Origin of the sequence: Streptomyces sp. A0642, from assembly GCF_004795105.1 — a bacterium.
Lineage (GTDB): Bacteria > Actinomycetota > Actinomycetes > Streptomycetales > Streptomycetaceae > Streptomyces.
The window spans coordinates 407,952-424,773 of the sequence record NZ_SSBL01000003.1 but is presented as its reverse complement, the minus strand read 5'-3'; the positions used below and the strand labels follow the sequence as shown (position 1 = coordinate 424,773).

The 16,822-nt window shown below is 71.3% G+C and carries 13 protein-coding genes; 7 read left to right on the top strand and 6 right to left on the bottom strand.

Annotated elements, in window-relative coordinates; genetic code table 11:
* Positions 1–252: 252 nt before the first annotated feature.
* Positions 253–924, top strand: a complete 672-nt coding sequence (locus tag E6R60_RS08980) for a HEAT repeat domain-containing protein (protein ID WP_136325900.1) — start codon at positions 253–255, stop codon at positions 922–924.
* 3 nt (positions 925–927) lie between these two features.
* Positions 928–1,932: a HEAT repeat domain-containing protein gene (locus E6R60_RS08975; protein WP_136325899.1), complete on the top strand. Its 1,005-nt coding sequence runs from the start codon at positions 928–930 to the stop codon at positions 1,930–1,932.
* A gap of 277 nt (positions 1,933–2,209) precedes the next feature.
* Here E6R60_RS08975 and E6R60_RS08970 read toward each other — a convergent pair whose 3' ends face one another.
* From E6R60_RS08970 to rph, 3 genes are all read right to left on the bottom strand, one after another.
* Complete coding sequence (locus tag E6R60_RS08970) at positions 2,210–3,487, bottom strand: erythromycin esterase family protein (protein WP_136325898.1); 1,278 nt, start codon at positions 3,485–3,487, stop codon at positions 2,210–2,212.
* 37 nt (positions 3,488–3,524) lie between these two features.
* The gene (locus E6R60_RS08965) at positions 3,525–4,175 is read right to left on the bottom strand and encodes a CatB-related O-acetyltransferase (protein WP_136325897.1); all 651 of its coding nucleotides are present in this window, start codon (positions 4,173–4,175) and stop codon (positions 3,525–3,527) included.
* Between the two features lie 113 nt (positions 4,176–4,288).
* Positions 4,289–6,883, bottom strand: coding sequence for a rifamycin-inactivating phosphotransferase (rph, locus tag E6R60_RS08960; RefSeq protein WP_136325896.1), 2,595 nt, complete (start codon positions 6,881–6,883; stop codon positions 4,289–4,291).
* Positions 6,884–7,470: 587 nt separating this feature from the next.
* Between rph and E6R60_RS08955 the strand changes: the two genes are divergently transcribed.
* Positions 7,471–8,673 (top strand): MFS transporter, encoded by a 1,203-nt coding sequence (locus E6R60_RS08955; protein ID WP_136326030.1) that lies wholly within the window; start codon positions 7,471–7,473, stop codon positions 8,671–8,673.
* 114 nt (positions 8,674–8,787) lie between these two features.
* Here E6R60_RS08955 and E6R60_RS08950 read toward each other — a convergent pair whose 3' ends face one another.
* Together E6R60_RS08950 and E6R60_RS08945 are read right to left on the bottom strand one after the other, a co-directional pair.
* Complete coding sequence (locus E6R60_RS08950; RefSeq protein WP_136325895.1) at positions 8,788–10,329, bottom strand: MFS transporter; 1,542 nt, start codon at positions 10,327–10,329, stop codon at positions 8,788–8,790.
* A 135-nt stretch (positions 10,330–10,464) separates the two neighbouring features.
* Positions 10,465–10,932: a hypothetical protein gene (locus E6R60_RS08945; protein ID WP_136325894.1), complete on the bottom strand. Its 468-nt coding sequence runs from the start codon at positions 10,930–10,932 to the stop codon at positions 10,465–10,467.
* Positions 10,933–11,046: 114 nt separating this feature from the next.
* On the opposite strand from E6R60_RS08945, the gene E6R60_RS08940 reads away from it, so the two are divergent.
* From E6R60_RS08940 to E6R60_RS08925, 4 genes are all read left to right on the top strand, one after another.
* Positions 11,047–11,637: a TetR/AcrR family transcriptional regulator gene (locus E6R60_RS08940; protein WP_136325893.1), complete on the top strand. Its 591-nt coding sequence runs from the start codon at positions 11,047–11,049 to the stop codon at positions 11,635–11,637.
* Positions 11,638–11,742: 105 nt separating this feature from the next.
* On the top strand, positions 11,743–12,429 hold the full coding sequence (thpR, locus tag E6R60_RS08935) for an RNA 2',3'-cyclic phosphodiesterase (protein ID WP_240802462.1): 687 nt from the start codon (positions 11,743–11,745) through the stop codon (positions 12,427–12,429).
* Positions 12,430–12,633: 204 nt separating this feature from the next.
* On the top strand, positions 12,634–13,800 hold the full coding sequence (locus E6R60_RS08930) for an alanine--tRNA ligase-related protein (RefSeq protein ID WP_136325891.1): 1,167 nt from the start codon (positions 12,634–12,636) through the stop codon (positions 13,798–13,800).
* 295 nt (positions 13,801–14,095) lie between these two features.
* Positions 14,096–15,463 (top strand): VWA domain-containing protein, encoded by a 1,368-nt coding sequence (locus E6R60_RS08925; protein WP_240802477.1) that lies wholly within the window; start codon positions 14,096–14,098, stop codon positions 15,461–15,463.
* Positions 15,464–15,560: 97 nt separating this feature from the next.
* Here E6R60_RS08925 and E6R60_RS08920 read toward each other — a convergent pair whose 3' ends face one another.
* The gene (locus tag E6R60_RS08920; RefSeq protein ID WP_136325889.1) at positions 15,561–16,790 is read right to left on the bottom strand and encodes a right-handed parallel beta-helix repeat-containing protein; all 1,230 of its coding nucleotides are present in this window, start codon (positions 16,788–16,790) and stop codon (positions 15,561–15,563) included.
* Between the last annotated feature and the right edge of the window lie 32 nt (positions 16,791–16,822).

Sequence of the window (16,822 nt, the reverse complement as noted above, 5' to 3'; positions counted from 1 at the left end):
GCCCGACGGCCTGGTCGGCACGGCGCGGCGGGGCTCCGGCTTCCTGGCGCCGCGCGCCCGTCCCGACACCGGGCCCCGGCCCGATTCCGCCTCCCCGACCCGCAACGATCATCGTGCGGTCCTCGTCCCCCGTACGCCCGCAGGCGAGGCTCCGGCCTGGCTCCTGCCCCCGCGGCCGGAGTCGGGGTGCGAGCCGGGCTTGACCTTGACACGGTGACAGGGCCTTCACTACGTGCCAGGGAGGTGGTCCATATGACGATCACGAGAGGGGACACGGGTGCGGCCCGTGCGCTCCAGGGGCTGGAGGACGGCCGTCCGTCCGTGCGACTTCGGGCTGCTCTGGAACTCGGTACGACACCAGACCCACGCTTCGTCGACCCGCTGGTCGAGCGGAGCGCGATCGAGCCCGAGTTCCTTGTCCGCGACATGCTGACCTGGGCGCTCACCCGCCACCCGGTGGCCGTCACACTCCCCCGGCTGGTCCGTGAGGTGCGCTCGGAGCGTGCGCAGGCACGGAGCCAGGCCCTGCACACCCTCTCCAAGATCGGGGACCGGCAGGCGTGGCCCGCGGTCACTTGGTCGCTGTTGTCCGACGCCGACCCGGAGGTGGCCCGGAGCGCCTGGCGGGCAGCGGTCGTGCTCGTACCGGAAGGCGAGGAGCCCGCCCTGGCGGTGGCTCTGGCGGCGCAACTCGGGCGCGGAGAGCGGGAGACACAGCTCAGTCTCAGCCGCGCGCTGATCGACCTGGGTGAGGTGATCGTGCCGGTGCTGCGTGACGCGAGGGCGGACCGCCGGCCGCACGTGCGGTCCCACGCCCTAGCCACGGAGCGCCTGCTGAGCGACCCGGACTCCGGGTTCGAGTGCGCGACCGAGGAGGCGAAGCGGGTCGTGGCTCTGGGCGGGTACGGCCCCGGGGGAGAATAGGGTGTGTTGATCGGTGAGGTGGCGCAACGGTCCGGAGTCAGTGCCCGCATGCTCCGGCATTACGAGTCGCTGGGCCTGGTACGGCCTTCCGGCCGTACGGACTCCGGATACCGGGAGTACTCCGGGGAGGACATCCGGCGAATCTTCCACATCGAGAGCCTGCGGTCGCTCGGGCTGTCACTGCGTGAGGTCGGGCGCGCGCTCGACGATCCGCACTTCAGGCCGTCGGAGCTCGTCGGTGACCTCATCCGCCAGACACGCGAACGCGTGGAGGCCGAGACCGAGCTGCTCACCCGGCTGCGCCGGATCGACGCGGCGGACCCCGCCCGCTGGCAGGACGTCCTCCGGGCCGTCGCCCTCCTCCGAGCACTGAGTGCGAAGAGCGGGGGCCTACGCCAACGCGCGGCCCTTGCCACGGTCCACGAAACTCCCGTGCCGGTCGGGGCCTTGGTCGAGGCGGCGCTGACCGAGACCGAGCCGAACGTCGCAGGAGCGCTGATATGGGCCCTGTCCCGGTCGGGCGACGACGGTTCGGTGCTGCTGGCCGAGGGCCTTGCCGCTCCCGTGGCCGCTGTGCGAGAGCGGGCCGTCCGGTGTCTCGCCAGGATGCCTGGCGAGGAGGCTGCCGCACAGCTGCGGCAGGCCCTCACCCACCCCGACCTCGCGGTCCGCAGGTATGCCGCCCTGGCGCTCGGCTCACGTGGAGCCGCCGATGCGATCCCGACGCTCATCGACATGATCGCGGAAGGTGCGCACGACACCGATGCCGCCGATGCCCTGGCCGTGCTGGCGAACGACGCTCCCCAGGCGGACCGCATCGCCGCCGGGCTCCTCGACCGCCTCGCCCGGCACGCCGCACAGGAGCCGGCACGCAGTCGGCTGACCCAGGCGCTGGCCGACATCCCGGGAGCGAGGGCGTCACGTGCACTCGCCAAGCTGTCGCACGACGAGGACCGCGCCGTTGCCCTGACCGCGGCGTACCTTCTCCAGCGACGCGAGGAGCGGTGACCTGTCTCTCCGGGGCGCGACGTTCCCGACCGAGGGTTCCGCCCGTCGGCGGCGATTCGTCCGGCGGACAGCACGGGCTGAGCGAGCCCGCAGCGCTGAGGACTGTGCCGCGACAGGCGTCGCTCGTCCTGCGCGAACGCGCGAACGCCCGGGCAAGCGGCTATGCGGAGAGCGCGATGCGGCCACGGTTCCAGCGTGCGCACGATGTGAACCCGTTGCCGGACCGGGAGCAGCTCCGGATCGTGGCGATCGACGACCGATTCGGGGAACCTGCTGGTCATGGCTTCTCCAGGCCGGTGGGGGCGGAGGAGGGGGTGCTGAGGATGCCGTCGAACGCGTCGATGACCGGGGTGCGTTGGTAGATGCTTTGCATCCGGATGTGGTCGGGGCCGCTGAGGCCGTCCGCTCGGGCGGGACGGAGATCGGCGAAGGCGAGTCCGAGGCCGGTGTCGGCGAAGGCCGCTTCGATGCTTCCGGGGACGGGTGGCTCCAGCGGTGTGTCGTGGAGGCTGAATCCCAAGGCCGTCTCTTCGTCGCGGCGCATCTCCGCCGTGTGCCCGGTGATGCTTGTCAGGCCGAGGGCGAAGTAGGTGTCGCCCAGTGCGCGGTGCAGGTGCTGTCCCATGGGAAGCCCCGTGAGGTGGCCGTCGAAGGCGACCGGTGTCTTCTGGATGTGGGCGTTGTGCGCCACCAGCACGACGCGGGCCGTGGGGGCGAGTCGGTTCAGGTGCCACAGGACGGATTCGGCCATGTAGTGCTCGCGGGCGGAGGTGTCGGCCGTAAGGCCCTCTCCGGCGAAGAGGGCGGCCATGGCACGGAAGGTGTAGTCGCCGTGGCAGGCGCCTTCCAGGCATCGCAGGGCGGTGTCGTAGCTGTGCTGGTCCCCACGGGAGAGGTACAGCGGTTTCAATGACCGGAATCGGATGAGCAGGCGCGCCAGGAGCGCGCTGAGGGCGTCCTGTTCGGTGGTGGCCAGGCGCGCCCAGGCGGGGGCGGCCACCGCTGCGGAGTCACCGGCGAAGGACGCGGCGATCGTGATCGCGCTCTGGACGGCCGGGAGGGTTTCCGGGTCGATCCGGCGGAGGTAGTCGGCCACGGGCGTCAGGGCGGGGAGCAGCGACCCGCCGGCCGCGGGGATGTCGATTCCCGCGAAGCGCACCGGTGTTGCGGCTGTGCGGTTGTGCCGGCGGATGAAGCGCAGCGGTTCCGGGACTCCGATGGGGACCGATGAGGCCAGGAGCGTGGAGAGATCGCCGTCGGCTCCCCGGCCCTGGGCCCAGGCGTCGAGGGCGATCGCTTCGGCGAAGCCGTACTCGAAGGCCAGGACGGTGAAGCCGCAGCGTTCGACGAGGAACCGCAGGAGGCGACGGCGCATCGCGGCGAACTCGGCGATGAAGTGGGAGTGTTCGCCCAGGGCGACGACGCGGGTGCCGCCGAGGACGTCGCGCAGCGGTTCCAAGTCGTCCAGGGGCGCTGCCGGGTCGAGGTGGCTGAGCGGGGTGGCGTGGCCGTGGAGCCAGTCACCGAAGGGTGTTCGGACGGTTTCAGGAGGCATGGTGGGGTTCTTCCGCACGGGAGACGGCACGAATGGATTACGGCTGCGGGAGGGTGGGGGACGCGTCCTGCAGCTGGTCGACGGTCCCGGACATGATGGTTCGTACGTGCTCGGTGATGTGCTCGGCGGGCCAGTCCCACCAGGCCACCGCCAGCAGCCGTGCCACGTCCTCGGCGCTGTAGCGGATGCGGATGAGGCGGGCCGGGTTGCCGCCGACGATTCCGTAGTCGGGTACGTCCGTGGTGACCACGGCGCCGGCCCCGATGATCGCGCCGTGGCCGATGCGGATCCCTGGCATGACCGTCGCGCCGTAGCCGAACCAGACATCGTTGCCGACCACGGTGTCCCCCCGGGTGGGCAGCCCGGTGAGCAGGTCGAAGTGGTCGGCCCAGGAGCCGCCCATGGTGGGGAAGGGAAAGGTGGAGGGGCCGTCCATGCGGTGGTTGGCGCCGTTCATGAGGAACCGCACCCCCGTGCCCAGCGCGCAGAACTTGCCGATGACGAGCTTCTCCGGCCCGTAGTGGTACAGCACGTTGCGCGTCTCGAAGGCGGTCGCGTCGTCCGGGTCGTCGTAGTAGGAGTAATCCCCGACGTCGATGAGCGGGGACTTCACCAGCGGCTTGAGCAGGACCACTCGCGGCTGCCCGGGCATCGGGTGCAGCACGGTGGGATCGGCGGGTACGGGCATGGCGGCGTCCTCATCATGAGCGAGTGGTCAGTTGGGGGTCTGCGGCCGGCCGGTGGTGCGGTCCCTCGGGCGGAAGCCGGTGGCCGGAGAACTCCCGGCGGGAGACCCGTCGGTCAGGGCAGGAGTTCGACGTACCCGTCCGTGCCGTGCACGCGGATGCGCTGGCCGTCCCGGATCAGCCGGGTGGCCCGCTCCACGCCCACGACGGCCGGCAAGCCGTACTCCCGGGCGATCACCGCGCCATGGGTCATCAGGCCGCCCACCTCCGTCACCAATCCCGCGATCCCGACGAACAGCGGCGACCAGCTGGGGTCCGTGAACGTCGTGACCAGGATGTCACCCGCTTCGAGGTCGGCGTCGGCCATGTCGAGGATGACGCGGGCCCTCCCCTCGATGGTCCCCGCGGAGACCGGGACTCCCGTCAGGGCACCGGCCGGCACGTCGTCGCGCCGGTACGCCCCGGTGAACGCCTCCCCCTCCGAGGTGAGGACCCGGGGCGCTGTGAGGGCGTGGTACGAGCGGAACGCCTCCTTGCGCCGCTGGATGAGACGGTCATCCACCCGGTTCGAGCGCACGACGTCGTGGAACTCCTGGAACGTGAGGTAGAAGACGTCCTCCTTCTCGCGGAGCACCTCGGCCCGCACAAGGCGTTCGGCCTCCGCCAGCAGAGCCCTCTTGTAGACGAACGAGCGGCTGACGATGCCGTACTTCGGGTACTCCCTGTACCCGATGAAGGTCCGCACCCGGTCGATCATCCGCTTGGCCTCGTCCGCCTTCCGGTCCCCGTCCGGCAGAGCCCTCAAGCGCGACAGCACGTCCTGTTCCTTCTTCAGTGCCTTCTGCCGCCCCTGCTCGAAGCGCCGCTCGGCGGCGCCCGGTCCGAAGTTCCGGACGTGGTCGAGGATCACGGGCACGAGGGTGGTGGGGCGCTCGCGCCAGCGTGGCCTCGTGATGTCGATCTCGCCGACGCAGCGCATGCCGTACCGGTCGAGGTAGGTCTCGATGGCCTCGCGTGCCTCGGTCCCGCCCTCGCGCGTGGACAGCTCGTCGAGGAAGTCCTCGTCCTCCACGCCCTCCAGGAACGCCACCAGCTCCGGATACGGGCGGATCACGTCCGCGACGGCGAGCAGCTCCAGCCCCATCTCCGACGTGATGTTGCCGGGGGCCGACAGGGTGAGCGTGTCGGCCGCGTTCTTCTCACCCAGCCACTCCTGGAGCTTGTCGTTCAGCCACCACGTCGACTCCATCCCCGCCATGATCACCTGAATGCTCACCGGGTCGCTGAGGACTCGCTTGTGTTCCACGAAGGCGTCGGTCAGGAAGTCGAACAGCGCCGGTCCGCTCTTCGTCTCGATGTCCCGCTCCAGGGCGGCGACGGACGCCTCGCTGCGCTCGATCAAGTCCGTGACGACGGCCGGATCGGTTTCGATCGGCGCCCGTGCGCCGCCGGGCGGCGGCCCGCCGGGGCCCGCGTCCGGGACCGACGGGACGAAGTCGCGTTCCAGGACCGTCTCCAGGGCGTCCCTGACCAGCGGATCGCCTTTCCCCATGAGGTCCAGGAGGGCGGCGCGGCCTGCGGGCGAGGCCAGCCGCCGGGTGACGTCGACGAACAGCCTTCCACCGGCCTCGTGCATCGCCACCATGGCTGTCTGCTGCCACATGGAGTAGCCCAGGGGCTTCATGGGGTCGGTCATCATCTGCTGATGACCGACGGAGACGTAGACGTGGTTCTCCTCGTCGCCGGAATCGGGGATGGGGAACAACGTGGTGACCGGCCGGCTCTGGACGATGTGGAAGGCGTCGTCGGCCAGGCACCATTCGATGTCCTGGGGGCGGCCGAAGTGTGCTTCGATCCGTCGCCCGAGTCCGACCAGCCGCAGGGCCTGCTCGTCCGTGAGCGCCGGCTCCTCCTGCCGGTGCGGGTCGACCGCCACTTCCTGCGTGCCGCCGGCCGGGAGCGCGTGCACCGCGCGCTGTTGGACGGACACTTCCCTGGCGACGACTTCGCCGTCCCGCACCTTGAACACGTCCGGGTTCACGAGTCCGGAGACCAGGGCCTCGCCGAGACCGAAGCCGGCGTCCACGGTGGCGACCTTCCGGTTGCCCGTGACCGGGTCGGCCGTGAACAGGATGCCGCTGGCCTGCGGGAAGACCATCTGCTGGACGACCACGGCCATGTGGACCGTGCGGTGATCGATGCCGTTCCGCTGCCGGTAGGTGACGGCCCGCTCGGTGAACAGCGAGGCCCAGCACCGGCTGATGTGCTGGAGGACCGCCTCCGGACCCCGGACATTGAGGTACGTGTCCTGCTGGCCGGCGAAGGAGGCCGTCGGGAGGTCCTCCGCCGTCGCGCTCGACCGGACCGCGCAGGCGGCCCGCTCGCCCAGCGAGGCCAGGGCGCGGGTGATCGCCTTCGCCAACTCACCCGGGAGGGGCGTCTCTTCGATGGTGTGGCGGATCTGCGCGCTGAGCGTGCGGATCGCCTCCCGGTCGTCCGGGTCCAGACCCGACAGCTGATCGAGCAGGCCGTCGACCGACGGCTTCTGCGCCATGATGCGCCGGAAGGCGTCCGTCGTCACGCAGAAGCCGGGCGGCACCCGGATACCGTCGATCCGCGACAGCGCACCCAGGTGCGCGCCCTTGCCGCCCACGAGCGCGACCTGCGTCTCGTCGACTTCTCGGAGATCCCGTACGTACTGCTCGATCATCGCGCTCCCTCCGCCGCCGTCATGTTCCCTCGCCCGGCACCGGCCGGCCGCCTCACGGGCGCCTCCGCATACGCCGGCCCTCTCGCCGGCCGCTTCCTCGTCACTGACTGCCCTCTTTCCGACGCCCCGGGCGGCGCGCACACGCATTCCACCGCTCCCCGGACTCGCGACCGTTCTGCCACGCCCACCGCTTCCCCGACGTCACCGCGTCCCCCGTACATCGACACCTCACGCACCTCGTGCTCCCCATTCCGCAGGTTGTGGCCTCAGCCGACGATTTTGCGGCACCACCCGGGTCTTGCCGCAAGCCCCCCGGTGCGCTATACGTTAGGAGTGGCAAGGAGAGCGTTCTCCTTGCCCTTCGCGCTTTCTGGCGCACTCACCGCGCCCGGTGGATGACCGGTGACGCCGCGCGGGCGCCCCGGACCACACGCAGCGCCGCGCGGGCGACGGCTGTGCCGCGGACAGCACGCGTCGAGTGGCGGCCGACCGCCGAGGCCCGTCACGCCGGTTCCCACGACTCGCCCGGTGGTCCCTCGCGCCGTGCGCGCGCCGGGCGGTCGGCCGCTCGTAGGGTGGCGCGGGTGATCGTTCGCGAGGATGCGGTGAGAACGGCCGGTGGCCGACGGCCCGGCTATGCGGCCGCCGCCGTGGTGTTCGCCATCGGGATGGCCGGGACCACTCTGCCCACTCCCCTGTACGGGCTCTACCAGGAACAGATCGGGTTCTCCGAGCTGATGGTGACCGTCGTGTTCGCCGTGTACGCCCTGGCGGTGATCACCGTGCTGATGCTGGCGGGCAACTACTCCGACAAGGCCGGCCGCAGGCCCGTGCTGCTCTGTGCCATGGCGCTGTCGGCGGCGAGCGCGGGATGTTTCCTGCTGGAGAGCGGGCTGCCGCTGCTCTTCGCGGGACGTCTCCTGTCCGGCGGCGCGGCCGGGCTGCTGAGCGGCGCGGCGACCGCGGCGGTCCTGGAACTCGCCCGCCCCGGGCAGAAGGCGCGGGCCGGATTCGCCGCCACGGCCGCGAACATGGGCGGGCTGGGATGCGGGCCGTTGCTCTCCGGCTTCCTCGCCGAGTACACCCCGTGGCCACTGGCCCTGCCCTTCTGGGTGCATCTCGGCCTGGTGGCCCTCGCATGCGGGATCACCTGGCGTCTGCCGGAGACGGTGACGCACCCTCAGCACTGGCCGCGGCCGGCGCCCCAGGGGGTAGCGGTGCCGCCCGAGGTGAAGGGGGTGTTCGCGCGCGCCTCGCTGGCGGCGTTCGCCGGTTTCTCCCTGCTCGGGCTGTTCACCGCGGTCGCGCCGAGCTTCGCGAAGGAGACGCTGGGCGTGGGCAACCTGGCGGTGATCGGAGCCGTCGTGTTCTCCGTGTTCCTCGCCTCGACCCTCGGCCAGTCGCTGACCCGGCGCATCGGCGCGCGCCTCGCGCTGCCGCTCGGCTGTGGCGCCCTGATCGTCGGCCTCCTGCTGGTGGCGTCGTCGCTGATCGTGGAGTCGCTGCCGCTGATCGTCCTCGGCGCCCTTTTCGGCGGCACCGGGCAGGGTCTCTCGTTCCGTGCGGCGCTCACCCTCGTCAGCGACGCCGCCCCGGACACCCATCGGGGCGGCACCATCTCGGCGTTCTTCGTCGTCGCGTACACCGGGATCTCGGTACCGGTCGTCGGTGTCGGCGCCCTGGCCACGTGGCTGGGCCTGCGCGAGGCGGGGCTGGTCTTCACGGGCTGCGTCACCGTGCTGGCGGCGGGTGCGGGAACCTACTCCGCCCTCAGGCCGCCGCGGACATAGCCGCGTTCCGGGCGGCATGGCTAGTTCTGCCGAGGCGGCCGGCAGGGGCTGTCGACGCGGCGGAAGGCCGCGGTCGGCGTGCGGACCGCGGCCTTCGGATGTGACGCCTGAGGCTCAGTGGGCGACGACGGGGATCTTCGTCTCGTCCTGAACGCCTTCCGTGACGCGTGAGGCGGCTGCCGGTCCGCCCTGGTGACCGGCCTTGATCATGGTCAGCGCGATGCTCGCGGCGAGCACCAGGATCCCGACCGCCCACCAGGTGGCGGTGGAGTAACCGTCCACCATGGCCTGCGCCTGAACCAGCTTCTGCGCGGCCGGAGTCGTCGCGCCCGCCGCATGCGCGGCGAGGTAGGCGGTCGTGGCCGAGGCCGCGATGGTGTTCAGGAGCGCGGTGCCGATGGCGCCGCCGACCTGCTGCGACGTGTTGACCATCGCGGAGGCGACACCGGCGTCCCGCGGCTCGACGCCATGGGTGGCGAGCGACATCGCCGGCATGAAGGCCGACCCCATACCGAGGCCGAGCAGCAGCAGACCGGGCAGAACCAGACCGGCGTACGAGCTGCCGACGTCCATCCGGGTCAGGAACAGCATGCCTGCCGCGGCGACCAGGAAGCCCGGGCCCATGAGCAGGCGCGGGGGAACCCTCGTCATCAGCCGGGCGCCGATCTGGGTCGAGCCCGTGATCATGCCGGCGACCATCGGAAGGAAGGCCAGACCGGTCCTGACGGGCGAGTAGCCCTGGACGATCTGCAGGTAGTAGGTGAGGAACAGGAACGTGCCGAACATCGCGATGACCGCGAGCCCGAGCGAGAGGTACACGCCGCCGCGGTTGCGGTCGGCCGGCACGCGCAGCGGCAGCAACGGCGCCTTGACCCTGGCCTCGGTGAGCAGGAACGCCCCGATGAGCACCGCGGAGGCGACGAACATGCCGATCGTCAGCGAGTCCGACCAGCCGGCCGACTCGGCCCGCGTGAATCCGTAGACCAGCGAGACCAGGCCGAGGCTGGACAGCACGACGCCCGGGATGTCGAGCGGCGAGCGGTTGCGGCCACCGGACGGCTCACGGATGACGAAGTACGCGCCCAGGGCGGCGACGATCGCGAAGGGGACGTTGACGAAGAAGGTCCAGCGCCAGTTCAGGTACTCGGTCAGCGCGCCGCCGAGGATGAACCCGACGGCGCCGCCGCCACCGGCGATCGCACCGTAGATACCGAACGCCTTGGCGCGCTCCCTGGCCTCGGTGAACGTCACCGCGAGCAGCGAGAGCGCGGCGGGTGCGAGCAGCGCGCCGAAGACACCCTGCAGCGCACGGGCGCCGAGCATCATAGCCTCGCCCTGGGCGGCGCCGCCCAGCACGGAGGCGGTGGCGAAGCCCGTCAGACCGACGAGGAAGGCCCGCTTCCGGCCCCAGAGGTCGGCGATGCGGCCGCCGAAGAGCAGCAGCCCGCCGAAGGCGAGGGCGTAGGCGGTGATGACCCACTGCCGGTTGCCGTCCGAGATCCCCAGGTCCTGCTGGGCGGAGGGGAGCGCGATGTTCACGATGGTCGCGTCGAGCACGACCATCAGCTGCGCCAGGGCTATGAAGATCAGCGCCTTCCAGCGCTTCGGGTCGGGGCCGGTGTCGACTTTCCCGGCGGACAGAGCTGTTTCGGACATGGGAGTACCCACTTCGGACTCAATTCGGGACGGAGGAAGACGGGAGGAGAGGGAGAAGGGAGAGGGGAACGGAGCTGCGCTGCTGCGTCGCGTCCGCGAGCCGGAGGCTGCGTCCGTGCGCTCCGGCGGCGCGGCTCAGACCGCGTCGGGAGGGGTGGTGGGCCGGCGGTGGGCCGTCTCGTTGAGGGTGGGCCGGTCGTACGCCACCGGAGCGGAGGTGACGACGGCGTGGGCGAGGGCGAGGGCGGCCGCCAGGCGCGGGGGCCCGATGGCGGCTTCGTCCGCGAGCGGAGCGAGCCGTTCGACGCCATCGGGGCGGCGCTCGTCGCGCAGACGCCCGACGCCGAAGCGGGACCGGTGGCCGGCCGGCGTCGCGCCCTCGCGGCCGCCGCCGGTGAGCATGCCCCGGTCCGTCGGGCTCCAGACCAGGACGCCCCTGCCGTACCGCTCGCACCCCGGCGGCTCGGCGTGTTCCCTCACGCCGTCGGGGGCCGAGCAGGCCGGCTGCCCGGGACGGAGGCGCGGCAGGCCACGGCGGTCGGCGACCCACCAGCGGAAAGGGCCTGCGTCGGTGCCGGTCCGGCCCGGCGTGCGGTCCCGCATGAGTCTCCTCCCCTCCATGGGCCACCGGTCACGGGTCCGGCTAGAATGAAAGCGGAACGCCGTTCAGCAACAACAATACGGAACATCGTTCCGGAGCGCAAAGGGAACCCTTCGATGTCTGATCGCCCCACCGAGGAGCCGGTCGCCCGCCGTGTGCGACCCGACGTCCAACGCAACCTGGACGCCCTGCTGACCGCAGCCGCCGAGGTCTTCGCGTCGGACGGGGTGGACGCCCCCGTGCGGCGGATCACGGCGAAGGCGGGGGTGGGGGCGGGCACCCTCTACCGCCATTTCCCCCAGCGTTCCGACCTGATCACCGCCGTGTTCCGCCACGAGGTCGACGCCTGCGCCGAGGCCGCTGCCGCCCTCGCGGAGCGGCACGAACCGGTCGAGGCCCTCACCCGGTGGCTGCAGCGCTTCGCGCAGTTCGTCGCGACCAAGCGCGGCCTCAAGACCGCTCTGCACTCCGGCGACCCCGCCTACGAGAGCCTCCCCGCCTACTTCCAGCAGCGCTTCCTGCCCGTGGTGACGGAGCTGCTGGACGCGGCTGCCGCATCCGGCGGGATCCGCGCCGACGTCCCGCCGTACGACCTGCTGCGCGCCATCAGCGATCTCGTCTCGCCCGACGACGAGGGGTACACGCAGCGCATGATCGCCCTGCTCGTCAACGGCCTCCGGTACGGCACGGACACTCCCGCCGGCTGACCGGGGACGGCCAACCGGCCTGACCGGTCACCGGCCATGCCTCCTTCCTCGGCGACCGGCGACACCGGCCGCCGCCCAGCAGCCCGGAACGGTACGAAGTCCGACGTGAACGAACCGGCACAGCCCGCGACCATCCGCGTGTTCATCGCCCTCGCCCCGCCCGACTCCGCGAAGGAGGAACTGGCCGGGGAACTTCGCCCTGTCTACGACACGCACCCGCATCTGCGCTGGAATCGCATCGAGGACTGGCACATCACTCTCGCGTTCCTCGGAGAGGTGCCGGTCGCAACGGTTCCCCTGCTGCGCGGGTCCCTCGCCGGCGTCGCGGCGGCGCACCGGCGCCCGCGGCTCGCCCTGCGGGGTGGCGGGGAGTTCGACGGCCGGGTGCTGTGGACCGGCGTCGACGGGGATCTGGACGCGTTGCACGCGCTCGCCGCCGACGTACGGACCACGGTCAGGGGCTGCGGAGTCGTCTCGGAGTACCGGCCCCTGCGACCGCATCTGACGCTGGCCCGCGCCCGTCGGGGAGACCTTTCCTCGGCGTCGGAGATCGCGGCCGGGCTCGCCGGGTTCACCGGACGTGCCTGGGACGCCGAACGCCTGCACCTGGTCGGCAGCAACGCCGGCCGGAGCACCGGGCCCATCCGCTATCGCGACATCACCGCATGGCCGCTCGGCTCCGGGGAACATCTCGACGGGGCTTCGACGCCCCGGTCGGCTGCGGCCGCGCAGGAGCCGGCTTCCCCGTCCGGGGGCGGCAATTCAGGTGCGTCGGCGAACGGGCCGCGCTAACGTACCTCGCATGAACGTCACCGGCCTCAGCACCACCGCGACCGCGCGAGCGACCAGCTCGCCGGTTGCCGCCGTCTGACTTCCCTCCCCCCGGCGACCGGAAACGGTCCGTCGGCAGCGCCGCGGTGCCTCTGGCCCCGGCCGGGTGACTGAACGGTCCCGTTCTCCGGTGCCTCCCCCGCTGCGTCGCGAAGGAGCCATCCCATGAACACGGAACAACTGGTCAGGACGTTCGTCGAGTACTACCAGGAGAGGGGCCACCGGCGCATCGTCGGCTCGACCCTGCTGCCGCCCCCGGGCGACCCCGTGCTGTTCACGACCTCCGGCATGCACCCGCTCACCCCGTATCTGGAGGGCCGGCCCCATCCACTGGGCAGCCGGCTGGTCAACGTGCAGCGCTGTCTGCGCACCACGGATCTGGAGGAGGTCGGCGACACCACGCATCTGACGGTCTTCGAGATGCTCGGCACGTGGTCGCTGGGCGACTACGGGGGCCCGCTCAGTCTGGACTGGGGGTACGGGCTGCTCACCGAGGGGCTGGGGGTCGATCGCAGCCTGCTGCACGCCACCGTCTTCGCCGGTGACAGCCAGTGCGAGCGGGACATCCCCTCCCTCCAGTTGTGGGAGGACCGCGGGGTGCCCGTGGAACTCACCGTCGAGGACAACTGGTGGTCCAACGGAACCGTCGGCCCGTGCGGTCCCGACTCGGAGATCTTCCTGTGGAGCGGTGAGGGCCCTCCCCGCTCGACGCCCACCGAGGACGACCGCTGGGTGGAGGTGTGGAACCACGTGATGATGAGGCACCGCCGGCGCGAGGACGGTTCCCTCGTGCCCCTCCCCCAGCCGAACATCGACACCGGACTGGGCCTGGAACGGCTGGCCTCGCTGCTCCAGGGCAAGTCGTCCGTATTCGCATGCGACCTCTTCGACCCGTGGCGCCGGCTCGTTCCGCCCCTGTGGCAACTGGACGAACCGGCTCTGCGGCTGGTCTGCGACCACCTGCGCTCGGCCATCGTGGTGCTGGGGGACGGCGTGCGCCCGGCCAACACCGGGCAGGGATACGTGCTGCGCCGCCTGGTGCGAAGGGTTCTCACCGTGCTGTGGCGGGAGGATTCGTCGTACGGTCTCGGCGACCTGCCGGACGAACTGGTCCGGCACGCCCTGGACCACTTCCGTCAGGACATGCCGCCGGCCGACGTGCTGCGCGTGCTGCTCGACGAGGAGCACCGGTTCGAGCGCCTCATGGAACGCGGCCGGCAGGTGCTCGCCCGCCCCCGCTTCCGGGGCCGGCTGACCGAGGAGGACTTCCACTACCTCCACGACACCCACGGTCTGCCCCGCGATCTGATCACGGGTCTGCGCCGGGGGTGAGATGCCGGTCCATGCAGCGGGTGCCCCTCCGGAGCACCCGGCTGACTGCCCGTCGGCGTCGGGGCGTTGCCTGACGGGAGCGGGCCGCCGCGGTGAGCCGCGGACGCCGAACGAGTGGGAATCCACCGGCGTCCGTGTCCGCCGCGGGCCCGCGCCGGGGCTCCGGGGGCTGATGTTCCCGGTGCCGGCGCCCGCTCGTCGTGGTCAGCCGGTGGCTGTTGCGGACGCCGGGGGGGCCACGCCGCTCGGGGCCGGGCAGACTGTCCCTGTGACGACACTGAGCAAGGGCGCCAACATGCCGGTGACGGCATCCACCGTCAAAGCGGTCCTGGGCTGGTCCCCCGGGCCCGGCGTGCCCGACGTGGACGCTTCCGCACTGCTGGTGACGGGCCCCGGACGAGTCCGGTCCGACGACGACTTCGTCTTCTACAACCAGCCGCGGCATGCCTCGGGCGCCGTGCGCCACCTCGGCAAGCAGGCGGGGGCCGACGCACTGGACGTCGACCTGGCCGCAGTGGAACGTGGCATCGAACGCGTGGTCCTCTGCGCTTCGGTCGACGGCGGGACCTTCGGACAGGTGCCCGGCCTGCGTCTGCGGCTCCTCGACGCCTCGTCCGGTGCCGAGCTGGCCCGCTTCGACATGGAGGCCGGCGCGGAGACCGCTTATGTGAGCGGCGAGCTCTACCGGCGCGACGGCGGCTGGAAGTTCCGGGCCGTCGGTCAGGGATACGCGGACGGACTGGCCGGGCTGGCCACCGACTTCGGGATCACCGTCGACGACGAACAGCCGGCCGCTGCTCCCCCGCTCAGCCCCGCGCCCACGTCACCCCGTCCGGCGGCCGGCCGGCCCCCCTCCCCCGTCCGGGCCCCGGCCGGGCGCGGCGAGTCCTCCATCCGGCTCACCAAGGGTGAGGAGAAGCTTCCGGTCGACATGCGCAAGCGCCTGTCGCTGCGCAAGGAACAGATCGCTGTCAGCCTGACCAAGCACGGGGTGAGCGGACTGACCGCACGCGTCATCCTCGTTCTCGACGCGTCCGGATCGATGGCCACCCTCTACACGCGCGGCACCATGGCGGGCGTCACCGAACGGATGGCGGCGGTCGCGGCCCAGCTCGACGACGACGGAGAGATGCAGGCCTGGACGTTCGCCAGCAACCCCGCCCGGCTGCCCGATCTCGTGGTGGGTGAACTGCCGGAGTGGCTGGCGCTGCACGTCCGCGTGGGCCAGGTCGGCCTCTTCGGCCGCAAGAAGCCGCCGAGGGGGCTCCTCCCCGGACAGGTCGACATGCGCGCGGTCGGGATCCAGAACGAGGAGCAGAAGGTCATCGCCGAGGTGCGCGCCTACGTACGTGACCACCCGGTGCCCGACCCGACCCTGGTGCTGTTCTTCTCGGACGGAGGCGTGTACCGCAACGACGAGATCGAGCGGGAGCTGCGCGCGGCGGTGGAGGAGCCGGTCTTCTGGCAGTTCATCGGCCTCGGACGGGCGCAGTACGGTGTGCTGGAACGCTTCGACACACTGCCCGGCAGGCGGGTCGACAACGTCGGCTTCTTCGCCGCGGACGACATCGAGAAGGTCCCTGACGCGGAACTGTACGAGCGGCTGCTGTCGGAGTTCCCGTCCTGGGTGAGGACCGCGAGGCAACTCGGCATCCTGCGCTGAGCGTTGGCCATAGGGTGGCTCGTTGCCCGGTGCCGGCGCACGGGCGGGCCGTCCCTCCCGCCCGTGCGCTGTCCGGGCCGGCCCGGCGGCGGGTCGGTCAGGGCGTCACCGCGTTGCCGCCGAACGTCACGACGAGGCGGCCGTCCGTGGCGAACGACCAGCCCAGGGCTCCGTCGTACGACGCGCACCGGGAGCCGTTCGAGCCCGTCCAGAACTGGTTCGAACCGTCCGCGTCGCCGACGGTCTTGTCGTTCGACCCGCTGCCGCTGCGGCAGGAGGTGTTGTTGCGGTACACGGAAGTCCCCTTGTCGAAGGAGAAGTTGCGTTCCTCGTTGTCGATGCCGACGTTGTCCGACACCTTCATCGAACCGGGGTTGCTGTTGTACGTGAATCCGTGGTGCCCGTTGCCATAGGCGATGTTGCGGCGCACGACGTGGTCGACCTTGATGCCGTCGCCGCCGAGCTTGAAGCCGTTGCGGTCGCCGTCGGCGTTCACGGTCCCGTCCGAGAGTGTTCCGTTGCCGTAGGAGAGGGAGTCCTCGATGGTCACCGGACCGATGGGGCCGGTCTCCGTCTTGGTGTAGAGGTCCCAGCCGTCGTCGATGTTGTTGTGCGACACCGTGTACCGGAAGACGTTCCCGGGACCGGACGTCAGCTTGGCGGCGAACCCGTCGGCGTCCTCCCCGTCGGAGTCGGCGTTGTCGTGCGACTCCGAACTCAGGATGAGGTTGCGGGCGGGCCACTCGGCGTGCGGAGTGGTCGAGGCGATCCGGGAGATCTGCAGCCCCGAGTCGTGGTTAAAGCGGGTCACGACGCGTTCGACGACGTTGTCACTGCCCCCGACGAAGATCCCGTTGTCGCCGGCGTGCTCGACGATGATGCCCTTGAGGTGCCAGAAGTTCCCGTTCACGGCGAGCCCGCGGTGGGCCGGGTCCTCGCTCATCTCCGCGAAGTTCAGAACCGGCGTCTCCCCCGGATAGGCGGCCATCGTGGTGCGGGCGCTCGACGAACCGTTCTTGCCCGGCGGGATGGTGACGGTCTGTGCGTAGTGGTACGTGCCCCCGCGCAGGTAGATCGTGCCGCCGGAGCCGACGCGGCTGATCGCCGAGGCCAGCGTCGTCGGGTCCGCCTCCGTTCCAGCTGCGTCGTCGGTGCCGTCGGGGGCCACGTACAGAGCGGTGGCGGCCAGCCGCACGGAGGCGGCCACAGCTGAACTGCCGGAAGCGCCGAGACCGGGGGCGGGTGCGGCCTGGGCAGTCGCGCCGGACACGGCGGCGAGCGAGCCGGCCAGCAGGCCGACGCATACGAGGACGGGTTTGATCTGCATCGTTCGACTCCAGGTGGGGGTTGGTTCGTTCG

Excerpts from the sequence above, each read along its gene's own strand:
- E6R60_RS08940 (WP_136325893.1), top strand. The coding sequence starts at position 11,047 with ATGTCTGATCGCCCCACCGAGGAGCCGGTCGCCCGCCGTGTGCGACCC.
- rph (WP_136325896.1), bottom strand. The coding sequence starts at position 6,883 with ATGATCGAGCAGTACGTACGGGATCTCCGAGAAGTCGACGAGACGCAG.
- E6R60_RS08920 (WP_136325889.1), bottom strand. The coding sequence starts at position 16,790 with ATGCAGATCAAACCCGTCCTCGTATGCGTCGGCCTGCTGGCCGGCTCG.
- E6R60_RS08970 (WP_136325898.1), bottom strand. The coding sequence starts at position 3,487 with ATGCCTCCTGAAACCGTCCGAACACCCTTCGGTGACTGGCTCCACGGC.
- E6R60_RS08950 (WP_136325895.1), bottom strand. The coding sequence starts at position 10,329 with ATGTCCGAAACAGCTCTGTCCGCCGGGAAAGTCGACACCGGCCCCGAC.
- E6R60_RS08930 (WP_136325891.1), top strand. The coding sequence starts at position 12,634 with ATGAACACGGAACAACTGGTCAGGACGTTCGTCGAGTACTACCAGGAG.
- E6R60_RS08980 (WP_136325900.1), top strand. The coding sequence starts at position 253 with ATGACGATCACGAGAGGGGACACGGGTGCGGCCCGTGCGCTCCAGGGG.
- E6R60_RS08965 (WP_136325897.1), bottom strand. The coding sequence starts at position 4,175 with ATGCCCGTACCCGCCGATCCCACCGTGCTGCACCCGATGCCCGGGCAG.
- E6R60_RS08945 (WP_136325894.1), bottom strand. The coding sequence starts at position 10,932 with ATGCGGGACCGCACGCCGGGCCGGACCGGCACCGACGCAGGCCCTTTC.
- E6R60_RS08925 (WP_240802477.1), top strand. The coding sequence starts at position 14,096 with ATGCCGGTGACGGCATCCACCGTCAAAGCGGTCCTGGGCTGGTCCCCC.